The sequence below is a fragment of the Portibacter lacus genome (assembly GCF_021533215.1).
Classification (GTDB): Bacteria; Bacteroidota; Bacteroidia; order Chitinophagales; family Saprospiraceae; genus Portibacter; species Portibacter lacus.
Window position 1 is genome coordinate 419,239 of the sequence record NZ_JAJNKA010000003.1, and the last position, 19,762, is coordinate 439,000.

Below are 19,762 nucleotides of genomic sequence, written 5' to 3' on the forward strand. Positions count from 1 at the left end.
ACATTAAACCCGAACGAGGCATAAAAGGTCATGAAAACTGAAGAGTCCTTCGTCATTCCTCAGCTTATGGTAGAACCGCTTTTTATGCCAAGTATTTTCATATTATTCCCATTTTGCATATCCTCATCTGGCAAAAATGCCAAAACCGAAGCTATTCATTTCCTAAAAAAGTCCTAAATTCACTCAAAATTTCAACTTGAGCAACACCTTACTCGATACGCCTATTGAATTCCTAAAGGGAGTAGGTACAGCTCGTGCAGATTTGCTTAAAACCGAATTATCCGTATTCAAGTTCGGTGATCTCCTATATAAATTTCCATTTCGCTATGTAGATAAATCTACCTTCCAAACCATTAAGGATCTTTCTTATGATGGTGTTTCTGCTCAGTTAAAAGGAACACTAGTTTCTTTAGAACTTGTGAAAGGCGCCAACAATAGAAGAAGACTCGTCGGACTCTTTAAAGATTCCTCAGGATTCGTAGAGCTCATCTGGTTTCAGCGAGCGAAAGTGCTTTCTGAAATCTTGGTTGCTGGAGCCAAGTATGTCTTATATGGCCAACTAAAGATTTACAAAGGAAAGAAGTCCTTTGCACATCCAGAATTGGAATTACTAGAGAAGGCAGAAAAGAGTATCAAGGGAGCCTTCGACCCTGTGTACTATACTACAGAGAAACTTTCGGGTCGCGGCTTAGATGCTAAAGGTATACGGAAGTGTATGGTTGCGTTGTTTGAGAAATTAAGTAAAAGAGACATCGTAGAAAACTTGCCCGAATATCTGCTCAGCAGCTTGAAATTGATGGGCAAGTATGATGCATTGAAAGAAGTCCACTTTCCAACAAGCCAGGCAACATTGGAAGCAGCACAAAAGCGGTTGAAATTTGAAGAGCTTTTCTATATGCAGATGCGACTTCTGCAAACCAAAGCCATTCGAAAAAGAGATATTAAAGGTTTTGTGTTTGAAATAGTAGGCGAGAAATTTAATCGCTTCTTTGCCGAGAAACTCCCTTTCACATTGACAGGAGCTCAGAAGCGAGTGATCAAAGAAATAAGGGCTGACTTAGGATCTGGAATTCACATGAATCGCCTAGTTCAAGGTGATGTAGGAAGTGGAAAAACAATGGTCGCTTTAATGTGTATGTTGATCGCCATAGATAATGGCTTCCAGAATTGCATGATGGCACCCACTGAAATTCTAGCAAGACAGCATTATCAGTCTGTGATGGAATATGTCTCTGGGCTAGGTATTCGGGTAGCTTTTCTTTCCGGAACTGTCAAAGGAAAAAAAAGAGCAGAGTTGCTTAAAATGTTGGCTGCGGGAGACATTGACATCTTAATAGGAACACATGCTTTAATAGAAGATCCAGTGATTTTTAAGAATTTAGGATTAGCAATTATAGATGAGCAGCACCGATTCGGCGTAGAACAGAGAGCAAAACTATGGCGTAAAAATCCCGCAGGACCGCCGCATGTACTCGTCATGACCGCAACGCCGATTCCTAGGACACTTGCTATGACTCTTTATGGAGATCTGGATGTGTCTGTAATAGATGAATTACCACCAGGCCGAAAAGACGTTACCACTAAGCATTTTACAGAAACTCGAAGACCACATGTTTTAAACTTTATGCATCATGAAATAAAGAAAGGCAGGCAAATCTATGTTGTATATCCATTAATCGAGGAATCAGAAAAACTAGACTTACAAAATCTAAATTCTGGATATGAAATGCTCTTGCAGTATTTCCCGCCTGAAAACTTTAACATTTCGGTCCTTCATGGAAAGATGAAGCCCAAGGATAAAGACTTTGAAATGGAGCGTTTTGTTTCGGGAAAAACCCACATTATGGTAGCCACTACGGTCATAGAAGTAGGTGTAAATGTTCCAAATGCATCCGTTATGATTATTGAAAATTCGGAACGTTTCGGCCTTTCTCAATTACACCAGCTAAGAGGAAGAGTTGGGCGTGGAGCAGAGCAATCATATTGCATATTAATGACTTCCTATAAAGTTTCTAAAGAAGGTCGGGAGCGAATAGATACCATGGTACGGACCAATAATGGATTCGAAATTGCTGAAGCCGATATGCAGCTAAGAGGAGCAGGAAATATAGAAGGTGTACAGCAAAGTGGATACATGGATTTCGCTATTGCTAATTTAGCTACGGATACGCCCATCCTTACAGCGGCTAGACATATTGCAGAAAAAATACTACACGCTGATTCCGCACTAGAAGATCCGAAAAATGCTATCATAAGAAGAGAAATCGTCAAAATGCATAAGAAGCATAAGAACTATGGACGAATTTCTTAGACTCATTCTTTAGCAACCATCATAATAATGAACGATTACTTACTTTAAAATCAGTCGAGTCTCTTTCAGGTCGGCTCCTTTTGTTATTTCAGCAAATTCCATTTTTAAACCTTCAAGGATTTCAGGTTTTTCACTTGCTATATTATTCTGCTGACCAAGATCTGTACTAAGATCATACAACTGAAATTCAGGATCATTACCTATTTCTATATTGACTGATTTAATTTTAGCGGCACCATTATGAGGCGGAATCATCACGTAGTTTCCTTTTCTGAATGCTACCCTTGAGGTTGCTTCTAGTACCAAATTCTTCCTGCTTTTATTAGATTTCCCGAGGAATACATCCATAAAATCCTGGCTATCTGGAGTTGTTATATCACTTCCCACCAGTTTCGCTAGAGAAGTTAAAAGATCTATTTGTGAAACCAATGCATTAGAAACCCCGGGTTTTATAGTCCCTTCAAAGTAGGTGATGAATGGTAACCTCGTTCCAGCTTCAAATAAACTGTACTTTCCGCCCCTCAACTTGCCTGAAGGTGTGTGCTCCCCATTCTTTTCTACAGCATCATCATAGTAACCATCATTTAATACTGGCCCATTGTCACTCGAAAGTATTACAAGTGTGTTTTCTAATAAACCTTCTTCTTTCAATGTTTTAATAAACTCTCCGATACACCAGTCCGCTTCTACGATGACATCTCCTCTAGGTCCCAAGCCCGACTTCCCTACGAATCTTGGATGTGGAGTTCTAGGCACATGCGGTTGTTGTAAGGCATAGTATAGGAAAAAAGGCTCGTCCTTATGAGCTTTCACATAATTCTGAGAGCGCACTAGAAAAGTATCTGCCATATTTTCATCTACCCACTTTGCTTTCTCTCCACCTTTCATGAAACCTATCCTAGGAATCCCATTGACTACGCTATTATTGTGACCATGGTGCCAGTCCATTTTTAATTGATCTCGATCTTCTTTTCCTGTTCGTTCACCTGGAAAATTTTCTTTATATGAAATTTCTATAGGATCATTCGGATCTAGTCGCACGACGTCACCATTTTCAATGTATACAGTCGGAACTCGATCTTGAGTTGCAGCCATGATATAAGAATAGTCAAATCCGACTTCTTTCGGACCAGGACTGATATGGCTATTCCAGTCTACTTTGCCATCTCCTAACCCAATGTGCCATTTACCCACGATTCCAGTATGGTAACCTTGAGTTTTTAGCATTTTCGGAATAGTCATTTGATCTGTGCTAATTAACAGTGGAGCTGTTCCTGGTAATATCTTAGCATTTTTGTTTCTCCATGGATAAGATCCAGTCAATAATGCATACCTACTTGGCGAACAGGTTGCGGAAGAGGCATATCCGTTCGTAAAGCGCATACCACCATTTGCTAGCATATCCATATTCGGTGTCTTTAATACCGTAGAACCATAAGCGCCGACATCTCCATATCCTAAATCATCCGCATATATAATTACAATGTTCGGTTTTCGATTTTCTTTTTTCGCGGTCGATGCATTCTTATCATTACATCCAGCAGAACAAAGTAGAATGGCTATTAAACCCAAGAAATAGGACGTCCGAAAATTAAGGATAGCGGCGAAATTGATCATTATAAATATTTGTTACGTGCTTATGAGTGTGCGCATATTCACTAAATACATATGCATCTAGAAACGCATCAAAATAAATTCAAGCTAAAAATAGTACAATCTACCTCTTAATATGCGAATGGACTTGGTTTTTTTGTAGTCTTAATAACCGTTTTCTTTCTGGACTTTGATCCTGGACGAGATTTAAACTTATCATTTTTTGTAGCAAAGATCTCATATGAAAATACCAATTCAATAGAATAAGGAACTAAGCTTTTTATTTGATGAAAGTTTGATTTCATTAAGTTCGTAGTGGAAATCTGAGTTGCAAAATATAGACTAGCTCTATCAAAGAGCTCATAACCATAATACGCTTTGATGCTATTAAATGAACCTCTTAATTGATCTGAGCTCAAATTCCTATCAAATTCCCTAGCCTTTTCTTCAACGATACCATATTCGAAGCTAATGATCTGATGGTGTACGGCCCCTATTCCTAGATAATACTTTTTACTGTAAGGCTGAAATTTATAAGAAACCTCTAAACCTACGGTACTAAAGTCGAGTGCCAGTTGAAATCCTTCTACAGGCTTGGGTTCGTATTTATTTTTAACCCTGCTACCTTGATCGTAATATGCTGTTTTTACTGAAAGAAAATTTTCAGCATTAAAAGCATAATTCGTCCCTATTCCAGCAGTGTATCCATTATAATAGAATCCTTGTATCTTATCTCCATCAACTTGAGTTTTCAGGCCTCCTATCTCCGTGATTAGGCTAAATCTTTGAGCCTTGATAGAAGTTAAGAACCCAAGAACTAAGAGCAGTATGATGACATGCTTATACATAACTTTAATATAATAAAAAAAGGGCTTATCCCGATGGATAAGCCCTATATATTTTATAAAAAATAACTTACAGTTTTACTATAAATTATATTTCAGATCATCATTTACTGTGGCGTTAAAACAACAGTTGCTTTATCATCATATCCAGTAATCCAAGAATAAGTAATTACTCCAGTTGCTGGATCATAACTACCAGTCAAACTACTAGCTGTTCCAAAAGGCTCAGTAAAAGTACCTGAAAGGTTATTACAAATATCTCCGAAATCAGCTGACAGTCTTCCATCTGTTTGGAAGTCAGGAGTAATTCCATAAACATCATACCACTCAAGGTATATTCCTGCGCTGAAATCACTAATCGAATAATTACCCTCTGAAACGGCAGTTATGGTTACTGTTGATTCTACGGTAGTTACATCAGGGCAACATCCATCTGTAGAAGTTCCTGTAGCAGTAGAAGTATAAGTTCCAGTTGCAATATTAGATGGACATATTACTGTCAATGTATATGTTACTGGAGCAAAATTAGTGAAATCACCATCACTTGAAACCAACTTAAGAGACATCTTCTGTGGAGTAGCTTCTGCTAATTTATCTAATTCAACTGTTACTGGAACATTTGCAATTAGTTTCCCAGCTTCTATAGTTCCAGTAGTAGAATAACTTATTGCGTCAAGCGGCAAATCGTCTGATTCCGCTGAAGATAAAGTAAAATTAACTGGAGTTGTTCTAGGTTTTCCAGCTAAGCCAACAATAACATTAAATGTTTTTGTTTGACCAGTTTCTTCCTTAACAAAACTCACATTTGTTCCAGTTTTACCTAAAACTACAGTCTCGTTTTCAGTTTCAACATCAGTGTATGCTTCTACTGGATAGACATCTACATCCTCCAGCTCACAACTGACAATAAAAAGTGAAAATAAAAGACCTATATATAAAAAATTCTTCATTTTAATTATTTTTTACTGTTTATTAATAACCAGCATTCTGCTGAATATTTTCATTAGCATTGATTTCAGATAAACCGATCGCCATATTAAACCTATGGTCTCCAGCATCTAAAACTTTAAATTCTGCAGGCTCACCAGAACCATCCGCTTGGTCACCGAAGTCACTTCTAGTTACTGGTAATCCTTTTCTCTTAAGATCAAAGAATCTGTTACCTTCGAATGCTAATTCTAGTCTTCTTTCAAGAGCAATTGCATCTTTTAATGCATCTCCTGTTTCACCACCTGAAGTAAATCCTTCATATCTAGCAGCTCTTAGAATATCTAACGTAGCAAGAGCACCTGAATCATCTCCAGTTTCAGATTGAGCTTCTGCTTTATTCAATAATACCTCAGCAAGTCTGATTGCTTTAGCATCTACAACGTTCGCATTACCAGTTGCTCTTCCTCTGTACTTAACAATATGGTTATAGTCGATTCCAGCAAAAGCACTTGTTTCGAAGTAAACATCTTTTCTGATGTCATTATCTTGATACAATTGGAATAACGAGTAATCAACATTGTATTCTGATCTAATTCCATCTGGAGATTCTTGTAACCAAGCAACTCCGATATTAATATTATCAGCATCCACGATTTTAATTTTCCAAATTACAGGAGACTCAATTTCATCTCTCCATAAATCATCAAATTCGTCTCTACTTGCTAATGAGTAACCAGCAGTAGCATCATTCGCAGCAGTTATAACATTTCCGTTATCTCCCATGAATAAGTAAATTCTACTAAGAATTGCAGAAACAGCAGCTTTGTTTAATCTACCTACACCATTATCCGCATTAATTACACCTTTAGCTGTATTTAGATCATTTAAGATCATAGAATAAGTCTCCCCTAAAGTATTTCTACTAGGACGAGCATCTGATGCTGTAGATGTTACATATGGAATTCCTAATTCAGAATTTCCTGCTTGCGCTGGAGAAGGAGCATAAAATTTCGCTAAGTCAAAGTGCGCAATGCCTCTTGCTGCAAGAGCTTCACCTCTTACGTTATCCTTATCAGGACCATCTTCTAATTTGTCAATATTTTCTAGAATCAAGTTCGATCTTTGGATCACTTTATATGCAGACAACCAGAATGTTTCTGTACTGTTATCTTCATCATGTCTCCAGTCATAGATACTTTCTCTAGATCTTCTACCATTAGAGTTAATGATTACATCGTCCGACATCAAGTCTGGACCATAGTAGATCGTAGCAGCTGCAGAAGTAGCTCCATAATATCCGCTTCTTCTAAAGCCAGAATAAATCCCTTTAACCGCATCGGTGAAGTCCTTAATATTGTTAAATCCTAATTCTGTTGCAGTTGCATCTTGTGGAAATAATTCCAACTCTTTGTCACAACTGTAAAAAGTAAACATGCCCACAATAGCAAAAAGGGCTATAATTATTTTTTTCATAATCGTTTTTTATTTTAAATTAAAATCTGACAGTTAACCCTCCAGTATAACTAACTGTATTTGGGTAACTAAATCCAGCGAACTCTCCAGGAAGTTGTCCTCCTACATCAGATGCTGATTCCTCTACGAAAACTCCTACTTCAGGATCTCCTTTGAAATTTGTAAATGTTGCTAAGTTAGAACCTGAAACGAAAAACGAAACATCTTTCATTCTCATAGCATTAGCAACTTTCGATGGAAGACTATAAGATAATCTTACATTTCTTAATCTGATATAATCTCCTTTTTCTAGGAATCTAGTAGATGAAGAAGGCTCAACTGGTACATCAGGTCTTGGGATATCAGTAATATCTCCTGGTTGCTTCCAGTAATCTAAAGCTTCAACATCTTGTTGGCTTCTTGCTCCATCTAATCCAGAAGCTAAATCTAATCTTCTCTGATTATAGATGTAATTTCCTCCTTTATAAGAGAAGGTTGTCATTAATTGTAACCCTTTGTATCCAGCGTTGATATCAAACCCTCCCCAGAACTTAGGTAAAGCTGATTTTCCTTCTAATATTTTAGCATCAGAAGCTGCAGGATTAGCAGTTTCATTTCCTTCTGCATCAAAGTATAATAAATCTCCTGTTTCAGGATCTACTCTACTAAATTCAACTAATTTAAATACGTAAGCAATTTCTCCTTCTTTTAATACAGATGAAAATGCATTACCTGGAGCAATCTCCTCACGAGAATTTAACTTGTCAATAACCGTTTTGTTATGTGAGAATCTGATTCCGAATTCTAAGTTGAAATCTTTCTGTCTAATCGGTGTATAATATAATTCTGCTTCATAACCTGCATTAGTCAAGTCACCAATGTTATCTTCTGTATCAGAAAATCCAGTTGTTCTTGATAATTGATTAGGGAATAATAATCCTTGAGAAGTTTTGTTATATAATTCAAATGAACCCGTTAATTTATTTTTGAAAATACCGAAATCTAATCCTACAGAGTAAGACTGTTGATTTTCCCATCTCAAACCTGGATTAGAAACATTTCCTTGGAAAGAAGCTGTTTGGTCATTATAACTAGAAAATTGTAACACACCAATTGCTGAGTATAAACCTGTAGGCTCATTTCCAGTTGTTCCGTAAGATGCTCTTAATTTCAATTGGTCAAAGAAAGTGTTCTGAGGCATAAGTCCTCTTGCAAGGTCATATCCAGCACCTACAGAATAGAATACTCCATATCTGTTATCTGCACCGAATCTAGAAGAACCATCTCTTCTTACAGTCCCCTTTACACTTAAGTTATTATCGAAAGTATATGATAATTGGCCGAAAGTAGAGAATAAAGCAAAATCAGTTCTTGTTGTAGACCCTCCAGTAATTTCTGCAGCAACACTCTGAATAGACAAGCCAATTGGGAAACCTTTTCCACTTACACTGTAAGTTTCATATTGATCTCTTAAAAACTCAGTTCCAGCAAGGAATCCAATGTTATGCTTATCAGCAACATTTAAATCATAAGTTGCAACATTCGACCAGTTATATCTGTCTGTATCATTTCCACCATCAGTCTTAATACCAGGAGCATTAGAATCACCTACGTATCCATCTAAGATAGAATTTGGCTTAATGAAATATTCTCTTTTGAAAGAGTTATAAGTATAACCAACAGTAGAAGTAAAGCTGAAATTCTTAATAGGAGTCATTCTTATCGAAAGATTTCCATAAGCATCAGTCCACTCATTTGATTCTGGGTTATTTCTTTGTGCTTCTACGATGTTAAATCCTTGATGTGTGAAGTTATATATTGGATCACCAAAGTCATCGTACTGAATTTCACCATTATCATCAAGATTATAAACTGTTTCATAATCATTATATAGGTACATTCCTACGAAAGGAGACTGAGCATTGTATCTATCTCTTAACTCATTATCATTTCTTCTGCCAATACTTAATGAATTCGAAACTTTAATCCAATCATTTACTTGAAGAGATCCATTAAATTTAGCTGTTGTTCTGTCAAAATCAGAACCTACAGAAATCCCTTGTTGATCAAATCTTGAAACAGATAAGTAGTAAGAACTCTTTTCAGTTCCTCCAGAAAATGCAAGGTTATGGTTTTGTAATTGACCTCTTCTAAGAAGCACATCTTCCCAATTTGTACCGTATTCAAGGAAGTCAGCTCTTTGCTCTGCAGTCATTGGTTGTCTGATTCCTAATGCAGTTTCATAGTTTAACTTCTGTGAAGCATTCATTAATGTGAAACCGTCATCTACAGCTTCCATTGTACCAAACTGTCCAGAGTATTCAACATAAGAATTATTTGCTCCTCCAGTTTTAGTTGAAACTAAAACAACACCTGCACTTGCTCTCGCACCATAGATAGAAGTTGCTGCAGCATCTTTTAATACTGAAAATTCTTCTACATCATTAGGGTTGATTGCCGCATATACCGACTTAGGAACTGGCACTCCATCCACGATAAATAATGGATCGTTATTACCATTGATTGACGTTAGACCTCTAATTCTAATGTAACCGTTTTGTCCTGGCTTACCGTTAATTGCTGTAACTTCTACACCTGTAGATCTACCTTGCAATAAGTTATCTACACTTGCAATAGGAATACCAACGATATCGCTTCCCTTTACTGTAGAAATAGACTCCACTAAATCAGATTTTTTCGTTGTTCCATAACCTGTTACAACAATCTCATCTAGTAAAGTACCTTCCGCCATTACGATATTTACAACTGAAATACCTGTAATGTCAACTTCTTTCGTTTCATAGCCTGTGTATGTTGCTACTAATGTAGTAGCGTCTTCAGATGCTTCAAATGAAAAAGCTCCATCAAAATCTGAAATGGTACCAATAGTTGTACCTTTGATTAATACGTTTGCACCAATTAGAGGGATGCCCTCATTATCGGTAATTGTTCCAGAAATGGTTCTCTGCGCATAGGTGGAAACCACCGCACAAACAAACATCGCTAAAAAAAGTAATCCTCTTTTCATCATAATGTTTTTGTTAATAATATTTAAGATTTTACGTTAACAATTCTATAACGGATAATTAACACTTTTGTGATAAATCAGTGTTAATTTTTCCATCGAGGCGCGAATCTATATAATATATTCCTTTAAAAGGCGAGATTTAATGAGTTTTTGTTCTTAATATTTTATTGCACCTAATATTAATTTAACACTATAGTGTTTTGAGGTATTCAATTATTTGAGAACGTTCTGTAGCATTAAATACGTCTCCATAACTATGGCCTTTATTGCTATATCCTTTCTTTTTAGTATCGTAAATGGTTGTACCAGCAGTTGCAGAATATACGATGTAATCCCATCCAACCTTTTCCATATTGTAAGTTTCTCTACGTTTCCAATATTCTGGCCGAGTAGCACTGTTTAAAAGACTTTCGAGATCTGGAACAGAACCATTATGCAAGTAAGGTGCTGTAGCCCAAATTCCATCTAGAGGCGGTGCAACATAACCTTCCGTTTTTTCAAAATACGCTTTATTGATTCCCTGATTATACCATGAGCCATTGTACCAATTTAAAAAATCTACATATGCAAAATTGGCTTTTGCTAATTCTGGATCTGTTCCTACATAATCTACATCAACTAAATAATTAGGGTAAATATCCGCTCCATGACATTTCGCACAATGGTCATTATACAACATTTCTCCCTTAGAAGCTTTTTCAGAATCTATGGATTCCGGAAATAAAGGTGGTTCTATAGATTCAAGGAAAGCATATACATCGGTAAAATCATGGTCTACTTCTCGAGCTTTTGCGGTATCTGGCATCGTTAAGATTTCAGCTAGTGTTATCAATCTGGCGTGATCACCCCTACCCGATCCGGTATAATACAAGGCATTTTTCTTTTTCATTAACCATAATGCTGGAACGTCTGTGGGAATTAATCCTGCGGGTATATCATAAAGTGCTTCCTCCACCCATTCTAGATTCTCGGGATTCCTATGTGCTCCTAATACTGCAGTAAGTTTATCAGCTGGATTCACACCTTTTACTTCTGTAACTAAATAGGGTGCAACGACTTTACTAGCCTTGCTGAATGGTTCATATGCGCTCCATTCTAGAGAAGGATTGCCATATTCACTCGCAATGGCCTGATCACTAAAAGTTAAAGTAAGGGATTGGTCAAAGGTATAATCGGAATCATAATTACCCAAACCTAGCATAAATTCACCGTTCAGATATTGAGCATGACATTGAAAACAATTAGGCGCTACGATATCTATACCATTTCTGGCTTTCACAGCGTTAAATGAGAATGGAATAACAGCACTATTTCCAGATCTATTTAGAGCATTTTCTGTTGTAGATGGAAAGTTACTCAGAAAGAAATCATATGGAAAGCCACTTGATATGTAATCACCATACAATAGATAATTTTTTCCTTTCACTGGATCACCGGATTCCCGTTGAGCATATTCGGGAATAGAACTGATAGATTCGATAAAATGATCGTTATTATCAATTACCGTGTCTTGGCAAGAATAATTTAAAGAAACAGTGATAAGTAGAATTATTCTTTTCATCTGATATATAGTGACTTTCGTATAGTGTTAAGAATTATTTTTATTAAAAACGCATTAAGTAGAATAAGGTTGGTATTTAATGCCAAAGCTTTTTATTTTTGTAACAATTTATAAATCTTCTTATGAGACGTAAATATAAAATGACTGGGTGCGCAAGATTTTTCATTTTCTTGTTAATCTTCACACCTCTAGTATTAATAGGCGTTAGCTACTACAACGGTAACAATCCTATTAATCAAATCAAGGAATTACTGAATATAGAATCGGATTCAAATAATAACACAACGACTAAAACAATCGAAACCAAGGATAGAGATAATACTAGTTCTGGCGTTTCAAGTGAAGGAATTCTTAAAAGTACGATCGAAACACAACGAAATACTATAGAAGAATTAAAAAAAGAGGTGAAAGACCTGGAACAGAAGTTAAAAGATAGAGACAGAGAGATTCAATTTTTGAAGCAATCTGGCAACGAATAAAACTTAAAACCCGACACCGCGAAATGTTGGGTTTTAAAATTTAATATTAATACTTAACAAATTTAAATGAAAATTTTAATCAACGACGGAATTCATCCTACAGGGAAGAAATTGTTAGAAAACGCTGGTTACGAAGTAAGCACGGACAAAATTGCACAGGAGGATCTTCCTGGAAAACTTAATGACTTTGATGCAATCTGTGTAAGAAGTGCTACGAAAGTTAGAGCTGATCTAATTGACCAATCACCTAACCTTAAAGCAATATGTAGAGGTGGTGTAGGCTTGGACAACATAGATGTAGACCATGCGAAATCAAAAGGGATCCATGTAATTAATACTCCAGCTGCGTCTTCGAGATCAGTTGCTGAATTAGTTTTCGGACACTTGTATTCTTTAGCTCGTTTCCTTCACATCTCTAACAGAGAGATGCCATCTCAGGGTAATACTAATTTCAAAGTTTTGAAAAAGAATTATGCTGCAGGAATTGAATTAACTGGTCGTACTTTAGGTATTATTGGTTTCGGAAGAATCGGTCAAGAAACAGCAAGCATCGCATTAGGTGCTGGTATGGATGTAATTGCAGTAGATCCATTTTTAGAAAGTGCTGATATTAGTTTCGGTCCAGCTTCTCACAAAGCTACGGTTACGATTAAGACATCTTCTATGGAAGATATGTTAGCGAATGCAGATGCGATCAGTCTTCACGTTCCATTTTTAGGAGAACCAGCATTAGGAGAAAAAGAATTTGCTCAGATGAAGGATGGTGTTATCATCGTCAATGCTTCTAGAGGAGGTACAGTAGATGAAGATGCTTTACTTGCAGCAATTGCTTCTGGAAAAGTTGCTTCTGCAGGACTAGATGTTTTCATCGGAGAACCGACACCAAGAGAAGACTTATTAACCAACAGTAAGATTTCATTGACTCCTCACATCGGTGCTGCTACAGCAGAGGCTCAAGAAAAAATTGGTATCGAATTAGCAGAGAAATTGATAGCTGCATTAAGCTAGAAAAACATACAATAACGATTAAGAAAGGATATGGGAAACTGTATCCTTTTTTTTGTGCCTAATTCTAAAGGTGGATCGTTGAGTCCGATTGAGACTTTGTTCTGAGATTAGCTCGGCGATCTTTCCGCTTTGATCCAAGCTCAACGATCTGAATTTTCCTACTCTTTTCGGAATCGCTTCATCGTTCCAGAAACCAACAGCAGCAAGGATCCAAGAATTCCCATTCTTGCAATAATATCGCCCCATCGACTGTAGAAAGTCAATTCCTTATTAAATCTAATGCTACCTTGAAGCGTAGCTTCTTTACCGTACTTCGTCCGTTCCAGAATATTTCCTCTTTGATCTATAAAGGCTGAGATACCCGTGTTTGCCGATCTAGCAACTGCTCTCCGATGCTCGATAGCCCTTATTTGCGCAAATTTCAAATGTTGTACATGCCCTGGTGTTCTATCCCACCATCCATCATTCGTCATGATAAATATGGCATTAGCACCTTTACGCATATATTGACCTACATATTCTCCATAGACCGATTCATAGCATATCACAGGAGCTATATTCTCTTCATATTGATTGCTGAATACAGTTCTTTCTTTCTGTCGTCCATGCCCATCTACTGATCCACCTGACATTTTAATGATCGGGGTTAAGAAGAATAAGAGTTTATTGTATGGGAAGATTTCAGCTCCAGGAACCAACTTAGATTTCACATGTACATCATAATCTGTATCGCTTCCAGCTGGAAATTGCACAGCAGAATTTTGCAATTCTAACCATGTTTCTTTTCCGCCCCAAGTAACTTTTCGAGCTGCATCTGACCGTTCTTCATTATCTCCGAAAACTTCATAGGTCACAAGTCCAGTGACTAAGTTTGTCCTCGGAAATCGCTCCAACATTGACCTAAAAACCTTAATCGGTTCTTCCTCGTTCAACTTATCTACATCAAAAGCACCAAAAATGGTTTCTGGATATAAAAGATAGTCTGTGCTATCCGTTAAGCATAGCTCACTTAATCGGACGAATGTTCTTAATTGCTCGGCATCTGAAACAGTAAATTTCTCATAGTGCGGTTCATAATTCGGCTGGACGATACTTATATTTCTTAACTCACCCTTTTCCTGATAAGTCACATAGATCATTGCGGACAACATTAACGGTCCGAACAACGTAAAAACAGGATACATTAAGTCCTCCACTTTCAATTCTACTTTCGCACGTAACTTTACAATAAAAATGTATAGCAGGATATTCATCACTAAGATCCACAACGAACCTCCTAAATGGCCTGTGTATTCATACCATTGAACCACGAAAGGATACTGTGCGAACGCATTACCAAGGGTCAACCAAGGCCATGAGATTTCCCACTGTAGGTGAATCCATTCGAAACACAACCAGAAACAAACCAACGCCATATACTTATATCGGTCGCCTAATCTTTTCCGAACCCAATGATAACCCATCCATGGAATCGTCATGAAGGCTGCATTCAATGTAAAAGCAAAGATGCTTGGAACAAAAGCGGTGTTCGCAACCCAGAAAGTCGACAGTATATTCCAGATTAAGAAAGCATTAAAAGTATACTTGAAAATCTCCCATCTGGAGATTTCAGGCCTCCATTTGAAAATCTTATCCTCGATATAGAGTAATGGGATCATCCCCACAAACATAAATGGTGTAACAGGTTTCGTCGGAAAACCAAGAAATAATATAAAACCTGCCAACGACGATAGCGCTAGAAGTTTAACCTTTTGGGGATGCTTAGAATAAACTGGTAAAAGTAATGCGACAATGAGCACCCAGCAACTGATAAAAAAGTAAAGTGGTGTGTAGCCCCAGAATTTTTCGGCGCGCATTTCGAGTCCTGTAAAGACAATTACGATTGCTGCCCCTAATACTAATGCCCACCTTATAACTTTACCTAACGACTGACCCATTCTCCCATTTTTCTTTAGGGCTAACGAAACTTAACGTGCCTTCCTTGTCTTCAGCCATTAATATCATCCCGTTAGATTCGATTCCCTTAATTTTTCTTGGTGCAAGATTAACCAATACACTTACTTCCTTTCCAGGTAGCTCTTCCGGCTTATAAAACTGAGCTATTCCTGAAACTACTGTTCTTTCTTCGAAGCCTAGATCTATTGTCAATTTCAAAAGCTTGTCCGCTTTCTTCACCTTCTCGGCTGTTTTTATTGTAGCCGTACGAATATCTAATTTCGTAAAATCATCAAAACTGATCGTTTCTTTCACTGGAGTTGCGATTTCCACCTTTTCTTCCACTTTTTCTGAAGCTTTCAATTTTTCTATCTGAGCATCGATTACATCATCTGGCATTCTCGAAAAGATATGACTAGCTTCTCCAATTTTGTGTCCTGCTTCGATCAAACTTTCATCTTCGCAAAGTTTATTAAGCATATCCAAATATCCTGACGCAGGATCTATTGCTGGAACGTTAAGCAACTCAGTAATTCTTGCTGAAGTAAACGGCATAAATGGCAGCGTTATCACTGATAATGCAGAAACATATTGTAGTGCCAAGTTCATCACCACTTTAACAGTTTCTTCATCCTCTTTAATCAACTTCCATGGTTCGTTAAACTGCAGAATCTGATTTCCTCTTGATGAAATTTCCATTACTGTTTTCAAAGCTGAACGGAAATCAAATGTTCTGATGTATTCTGCGCAATCTTGGCACTTGTCATGAAGTTCTAGTAATTCAGAATCATGAAATCCCGGTTCGTCATCTTCACCTGATACCTCGATCATCAGATCCGCATCAAATTCAGGAACTACACCGTCGTAATATTTATTTGTAAGGACTACTACCCTATTTACAAAATTTGCTAAGTTATTGACCAATTCATTGTTCACAGCATCTTGATACCCTTTCCAAGTAAACTCACTATCCTTGGTTTCAGGCATGTTCTTGATCATATAATATCTTAATTCATCTTCTTTACCAGGCAGGTCATCCAAGTATTCATTCACCCAAACTGCCCAATTCTTAGAAGTAGAAATCTTTCTTCCTTCTAGATTAACGAATTGATTCGCTGGTACATTTACAGGGAGTATGTATTCTCCATGAGCCTTAAGAATTGCAGGGAAAATTAAGCAATGGAAAACGATATTATCCTTTCCGATGAAATGTATTAATGCAGTATCCTCATCCTTCCAATAAGGCTCCCAATCTTTATTATTATCCAGCGCCCATTGTTTAGTAGCGGAAATGTAGCCTATAGGCGCATCCATCCAAACATATAATTTCTTGCCTTCAGATCCTTCAATTTCTTGTGGCACATCTACTCCCCAGTCTAAATCTCTGGTCATCGATCTCTTCTGCAAGCCACCATCTAACCAAGATTTACATTGACCTATAACGTGATTCTTCCAGTCTTCAGGATTATGCAATTCTACACCATCTACCTTTCCTGTCTCTATCCACTCCTTCAACCACGCTTCATATTTGTCTAATTGCAAATACCAGTGAGACGTCTTTTTCAAAATAGGAGTCGCATTGCTCAATGTAGAAATGGGATTAATTAACTCTGTAGGACTCAAGGAAGATCCACAATTTTCACATTGATCTCCATAAGCTTCCTCATATCCACATTTAGGGCAAGTTCCCTTGATATATCGGTCTGCTAAAAATTGCTCTGCTTTAGGATCATAGTATTGCTCAGATTCTTCTTTTACAAATTCGCCTTTGTTATTCAGTGTTCTAAAAAAGTCTTGGGAAGTTTCATGATGGATAGGTGCTGAGGTTCGATGATACTTATCGAAAGACAATCCTATTCTCGTAAATGCTTCTTTAAACTCTTCATGATAACGATCTACAACTTCTTGTGGCGTAATTCCATCCTTCTGTGCTCTAATGGTAATTGCTGCTCCATGTTCATCACTACCACATACAAAAACTACATCTTTGTCCATCATTCTAAGAAACCGAACATAAATATCTGCAGAGAGATACGCACCTGCCAAGTGTCCAATATGTAAGGGGCCATTCGCGTAAGGTAGTGCCGAAGTGACCAGAAATCGTTTTTTCGTGTTCATAATTTGCAAAAAAAATATCTGCGAAGATAGTGATTTCATAAAGATATGGATGTTTTATATATATTTATTTCTGATATGGATATGGAAGAGCATATAAAGTCTGGACATAATAAGAATCTGAATCAAGAATTAAACATCTATGTGGGTCATTCGCAAGAGAGATTTGATGAATTAATGCAGTATGTTCTGCATGATGAATATCGGCTGTGTCAGCGTGCTTCATGGACCTTAGGAAAAGTATGTGAAACGAGGCCATGGCTAATGGAGAAGTGGCTTCCTGAGATATTGAAAGCACTAGAAAAACCTAAGCATGATGCGCTGATAAGGAATGTAGTTCGAGCTTTTCAAGGCATGGATGAGCTACCGGAAGAATACGAGGGTGAGATTTTCGAAAAGTGTTTTAATTATTTATTAGATCCTTCTTACGCGGTAGCGATTAAGGCTTTTTCCATGACCGTATGTCGCAAAGTTGCCATGAAATATCCCGATCTGAAACCGGAACTTATAGAAGTGATAAATGATGTGCTTGTCAATGGATCTTCGGGAATATTAAGCAGAGGTCGGAAAGAAATATATTTGCTAAGTAAGTAGCCACGACATTTCGAGAACTGGCGTGAGTATTACTAATTTTCATAAAAAATATATAAGTATTTTAAATCCTTGAAAAACTGTACCAAATTTTGATACTAAATATTTGCTTAGATGCTGAAGGATAAATTGGAATGGCCTTTAATCTGAAGGAGATGATAAAAGATTTTTTTCAATCAACATCTAAGAATATGATAATTTATAAAAACATCATTATCAATACATATGAATATAAATTCTTAATTTTAAAAGAGATATTTTTATTTTGAACAGCCAAACTTTTTACACACATGAGATCTATATTTTTATTCTTCGTACTAGCCCTAAGCATAAATAGCATCCAAGGTCAACAAATTACACTCAATGATGAGTTTGCCTCCACAATTATAAAGGATGTACATTTCCTTGGCGCAGATAGATATGTGCAAGCGCTAATCATCGAAGACTATGCAACGAAAGGGGTAATTCAATGGATCGAAAATAATCAAATTACAAAGCAAGTGATTATCGATAATGAAATTGAAAACATGAGATTTAGAATAGAACCTGAAGGAATTAAATTAGATGTTCAAACTCATTTTTTCGAATGCGACTTGAATATTCCTACTTTTGAATCCATTCTGCTAGATACGATTGCTAGTGATAAAATAAACTTCGCATACGACAATTTTCTGACCTTCGATTATATAGATGCTTACAATTTCGGTGACAGTGTTTCCTATTTTTTGACGAATGATAAAACGATTATAAAAAAGGATATAAAAGTTGAGAACGATTTAGTCTTCAATGTAGATTTCTTTGATAATTTGTTGGATTTCAAATTTAAAAACGACAAAGTATTTATATACGGCGAAGATAGTCTCCTATCAATTAATATATATTCGGCGGATACCTCACTTTATGTGACTGGAGGTAATTATATTAATGATATGGCTGAAAAGGGAGAACTCTTATATGTTGTAGGTTCCGAATCGTTAGATATTTTCGATGAGAACGGAAGTAAAATAAATACATTAGATTTCCCTGAAGATTTGAAATTTGCAGTTCAAATTTTGATAGAAAATGATCAAGTATTTTTGCTTGGAAATAATCTGGTAGATCATAAAGTAATCTATGAATTGTTAAATGATGATTCATTCCTCCTTATATATGAAGAGAAAAATGAAACCATTGAAGTAAAAAATATGCATTGGAATCCATACGCAGGTTTAGTACTGGTAGGCAATACGAAATATCAAGCTGATACATATAGTCAAAGTAGCAATGCGGTAATTATTGATCTAGAGAAGGAAGAAATAAATGCGCCAGACCTTGAATTAAGTATTGAAAATATAGAAGCGATAAAAAATGAAAATGCTGATGGCTATTATTTACAAGCAACCTTGCTAGTGACTAATCATAGTCAGGATACCGCTAGGAATATGAATATCTATTCAACTGTAGCAGATGTGGTGTGGTGTATGACAAGTAGGTTTATACATAATGAACAAGTTTTGTCTCCAGGAGAAAGCAGGCAAATTACTGAGAAGATTAATTTCTTTTACCCAACAGATCATATCAATGAGAATTTATGTTTCTGGGTCAATGGTTCTAACAGGTTGTTCGATCCGGAAATTGAGAATCATTATGCGTGCCAGCAAGTTGTGGGAACCGAAGAGTTAAGTAAAATAAATCAAATTACTATTTCGCCGAATCCGGTGCAAGACGTTTTAAATATTAATGGAGATTTCATAGGAAATACATACACCATATTTACAATGCATGGGCAGAAAATAGAGCAAGGATCATTTACAAATGAGATCAATACAGAAAGCCTTTTACCTGGTATATATTTCTTACAGGTAAGCAAAGAGGATAAGATGCAGACTTTAAAATTTGTTAAAGCAGAATAGTATTTAAATAATACAAGAGAAG

General features: G+C 36.7%; 13 protein-coding genes. 5 read left to right on the forward strand and 8 right to left on the reverse strand.

What is annotated here, in order from left to right; translation table 11 throughout:
- Positions 1-196: 196 nt before the first annotated feature.
- A complete protein-coding gene (recG, locus tag L2586_RS06895; RefSeq protein WP_235292072.1) occupies positions 197-2,311 on the forward strand; it encodes an ATP-dependent DNA helicase RecG in 2,115 nt (704 codons plus the stop codon).
- A 39-nt stretch (positions 2,312-2,350) separates the two neighbouring features.
- Here recG and L2586_RS06900 read toward each other — a convergent pair whose 3' ends face one another.
- The 6 genes from L2586_RS06900 to L2586_RS06925 all read right to left on the reverse strand — a co-directional run bounded on the left by L2586_RS06900 (position 2,351) and on the right by L2586_RS06925 (position 11,720).
- Entirely contained in the window at positions 2,351-3,928 is a 1,578-nt protein-coding gene (locus L2586_RS06900; RefSeq protein ID WP_235292073.1) for a sulfatase family protein, read from the reverse strand.
- Positions 3,929-4,035: 107 nt separating this feature from the next.
- Positions 4,036-4,752 (reverse strand): hypothetical protein, encoded by a 717-nt coding sequence (locus L2586_RS06905; protein ID WP_235292074.1) that lies wholly within the window; start codon positions 4,750-4,752, stop codon positions 4,036-4,038.
- 104 nt (positions 4,753-4,856) lie between these two features.
- Positions 4,857-5,699, reverse strand: coding sequence for a hypothetical protein (locus L2586_RS06910; protein ID WP_235292075.1), 843 nt, complete (start codon positions 5,697-5,699; stop codon positions 4,857-4,859).
- A gap of 22 nt (positions 5,700-5,721) precedes the next feature.
- Entirely contained in the window at positions 5,722-7,152 is a 1,431-nt protein-coding gene (locus L2586_RS06915) for a RagB/SusD family nutrient uptake outer membrane protein (protein WP_235292076.1), read from the reverse strand.
- Between the two features lie 19 nt (positions 7,153-7,171).
- Positions 7,172-10,159: a SusC/RagA family TonB-linked outer membrane protein gene (locus L2586_RS06920; RefSeq protein WP_235292078.1), complete on the reverse strand. Its 2,988-nt coding sequence runs from the start codon at positions 10,157-10,159 to the stop codon at positions 7,172-7,174.
- Positions 10,160-10,349: 190 nt separating this feature from the next.
- The gene (locus L2586_RS06925) at positions 10,350-11,720 is read right to left on the reverse strand and encodes a c-type cytochrome (RefSeq protein ID WP_235292080.1); all 1,371 of its coding nucleotides are present in this window, start codon (positions 11,718-11,720) and stop codon (positions 10,350-10,352) included.
- Between the two features lie 122 nt (positions 11,721-11,842).
- On the opposite strand from L2586_RS06925, the gene L2586_RS06930 reads away from it, so the two are divergent.
- Complete coding sequence (locus tag L2586_RS06930; RefSeq protein WP_235292082.1) at positions 11,843-12,199, forward strand: hypothetical protein; 357 nt, start codon at positions 11,843-11,845, stop codon at positions 12,197-12,199.
- A gap of 66 nt (positions 12,200-12,265) precedes the next feature.
- Positions 12,266-13,207 (forward strand): D-2-hydroxyacid dehydrogenase, encoded by a 942-nt coding sequence (locus tag L2586_RS06935; RefSeq protein ID WP_235292084.1) that lies wholly within the window; start codon positions 12,266-12,268, stop codon positions 13,205-13,207.
- 158 nt (positions 13,208-13,365) lie between these two features.
- Here L2586_RS06935 and lnt read toward each other — a convergent pair whose 3' ends face one another.
- Positions 13,366-15,144: an apolipoprotein N-acyltransferase gene (lnt, locus tag L2586_RS06940; RefSeq protein WP_235292085.1), complete on the reverse strand. Its 1,779-nt coding sequence runs from the start codon at positions 15,142-15,144 to the stop codon at positions 13,366-13,368.
- The gene (gene metG, locus L2586_RS06945; RefSeq protein ID WP_235292087.1) at positions 15,125-17,260 is read right to left on the reverse strand and encodes a methionine--tRNA ligase; all 2,136 of its coding nucleotides are present in this window, start codon (positions 17,258-17,260) and stop codon (positions 15,125-15,127) included. Before metG ends, lnt begins: the two co-directional genes overlap by 20 nt.
- Before the next feature lie 45 nt (positions 17,261-17,305).
- On the opposite strand from metG, the gene L2586_RS06950 reads away from it, so the two are divergent.
- Positions 17,306-17,851, forward strand: a complete 546-nt coding sequence (locus tag L2586_RS06950; RefSeq protein ID WP_235292089.1) for a hypothetical protein — start codon at positions 17,306-17,308, stop codon at positions 17,849-17,851.
- 287 nt (positions 17,852-18,138) lie between these two features.
- On the forward strand, positions 18,139-19,740 hold the full coding sequence (locus tag L2586_RS06955) for a T9SS type A sorting domain-containing protein (RefSeq protein WP_235292091.1): 1,602 nt from the start codon (positions 18,139-18,141) through the stop codon (positions 19,738-19,740).
- Positions 19,741-19,762 lie beyond the last annotated feature (22 nt).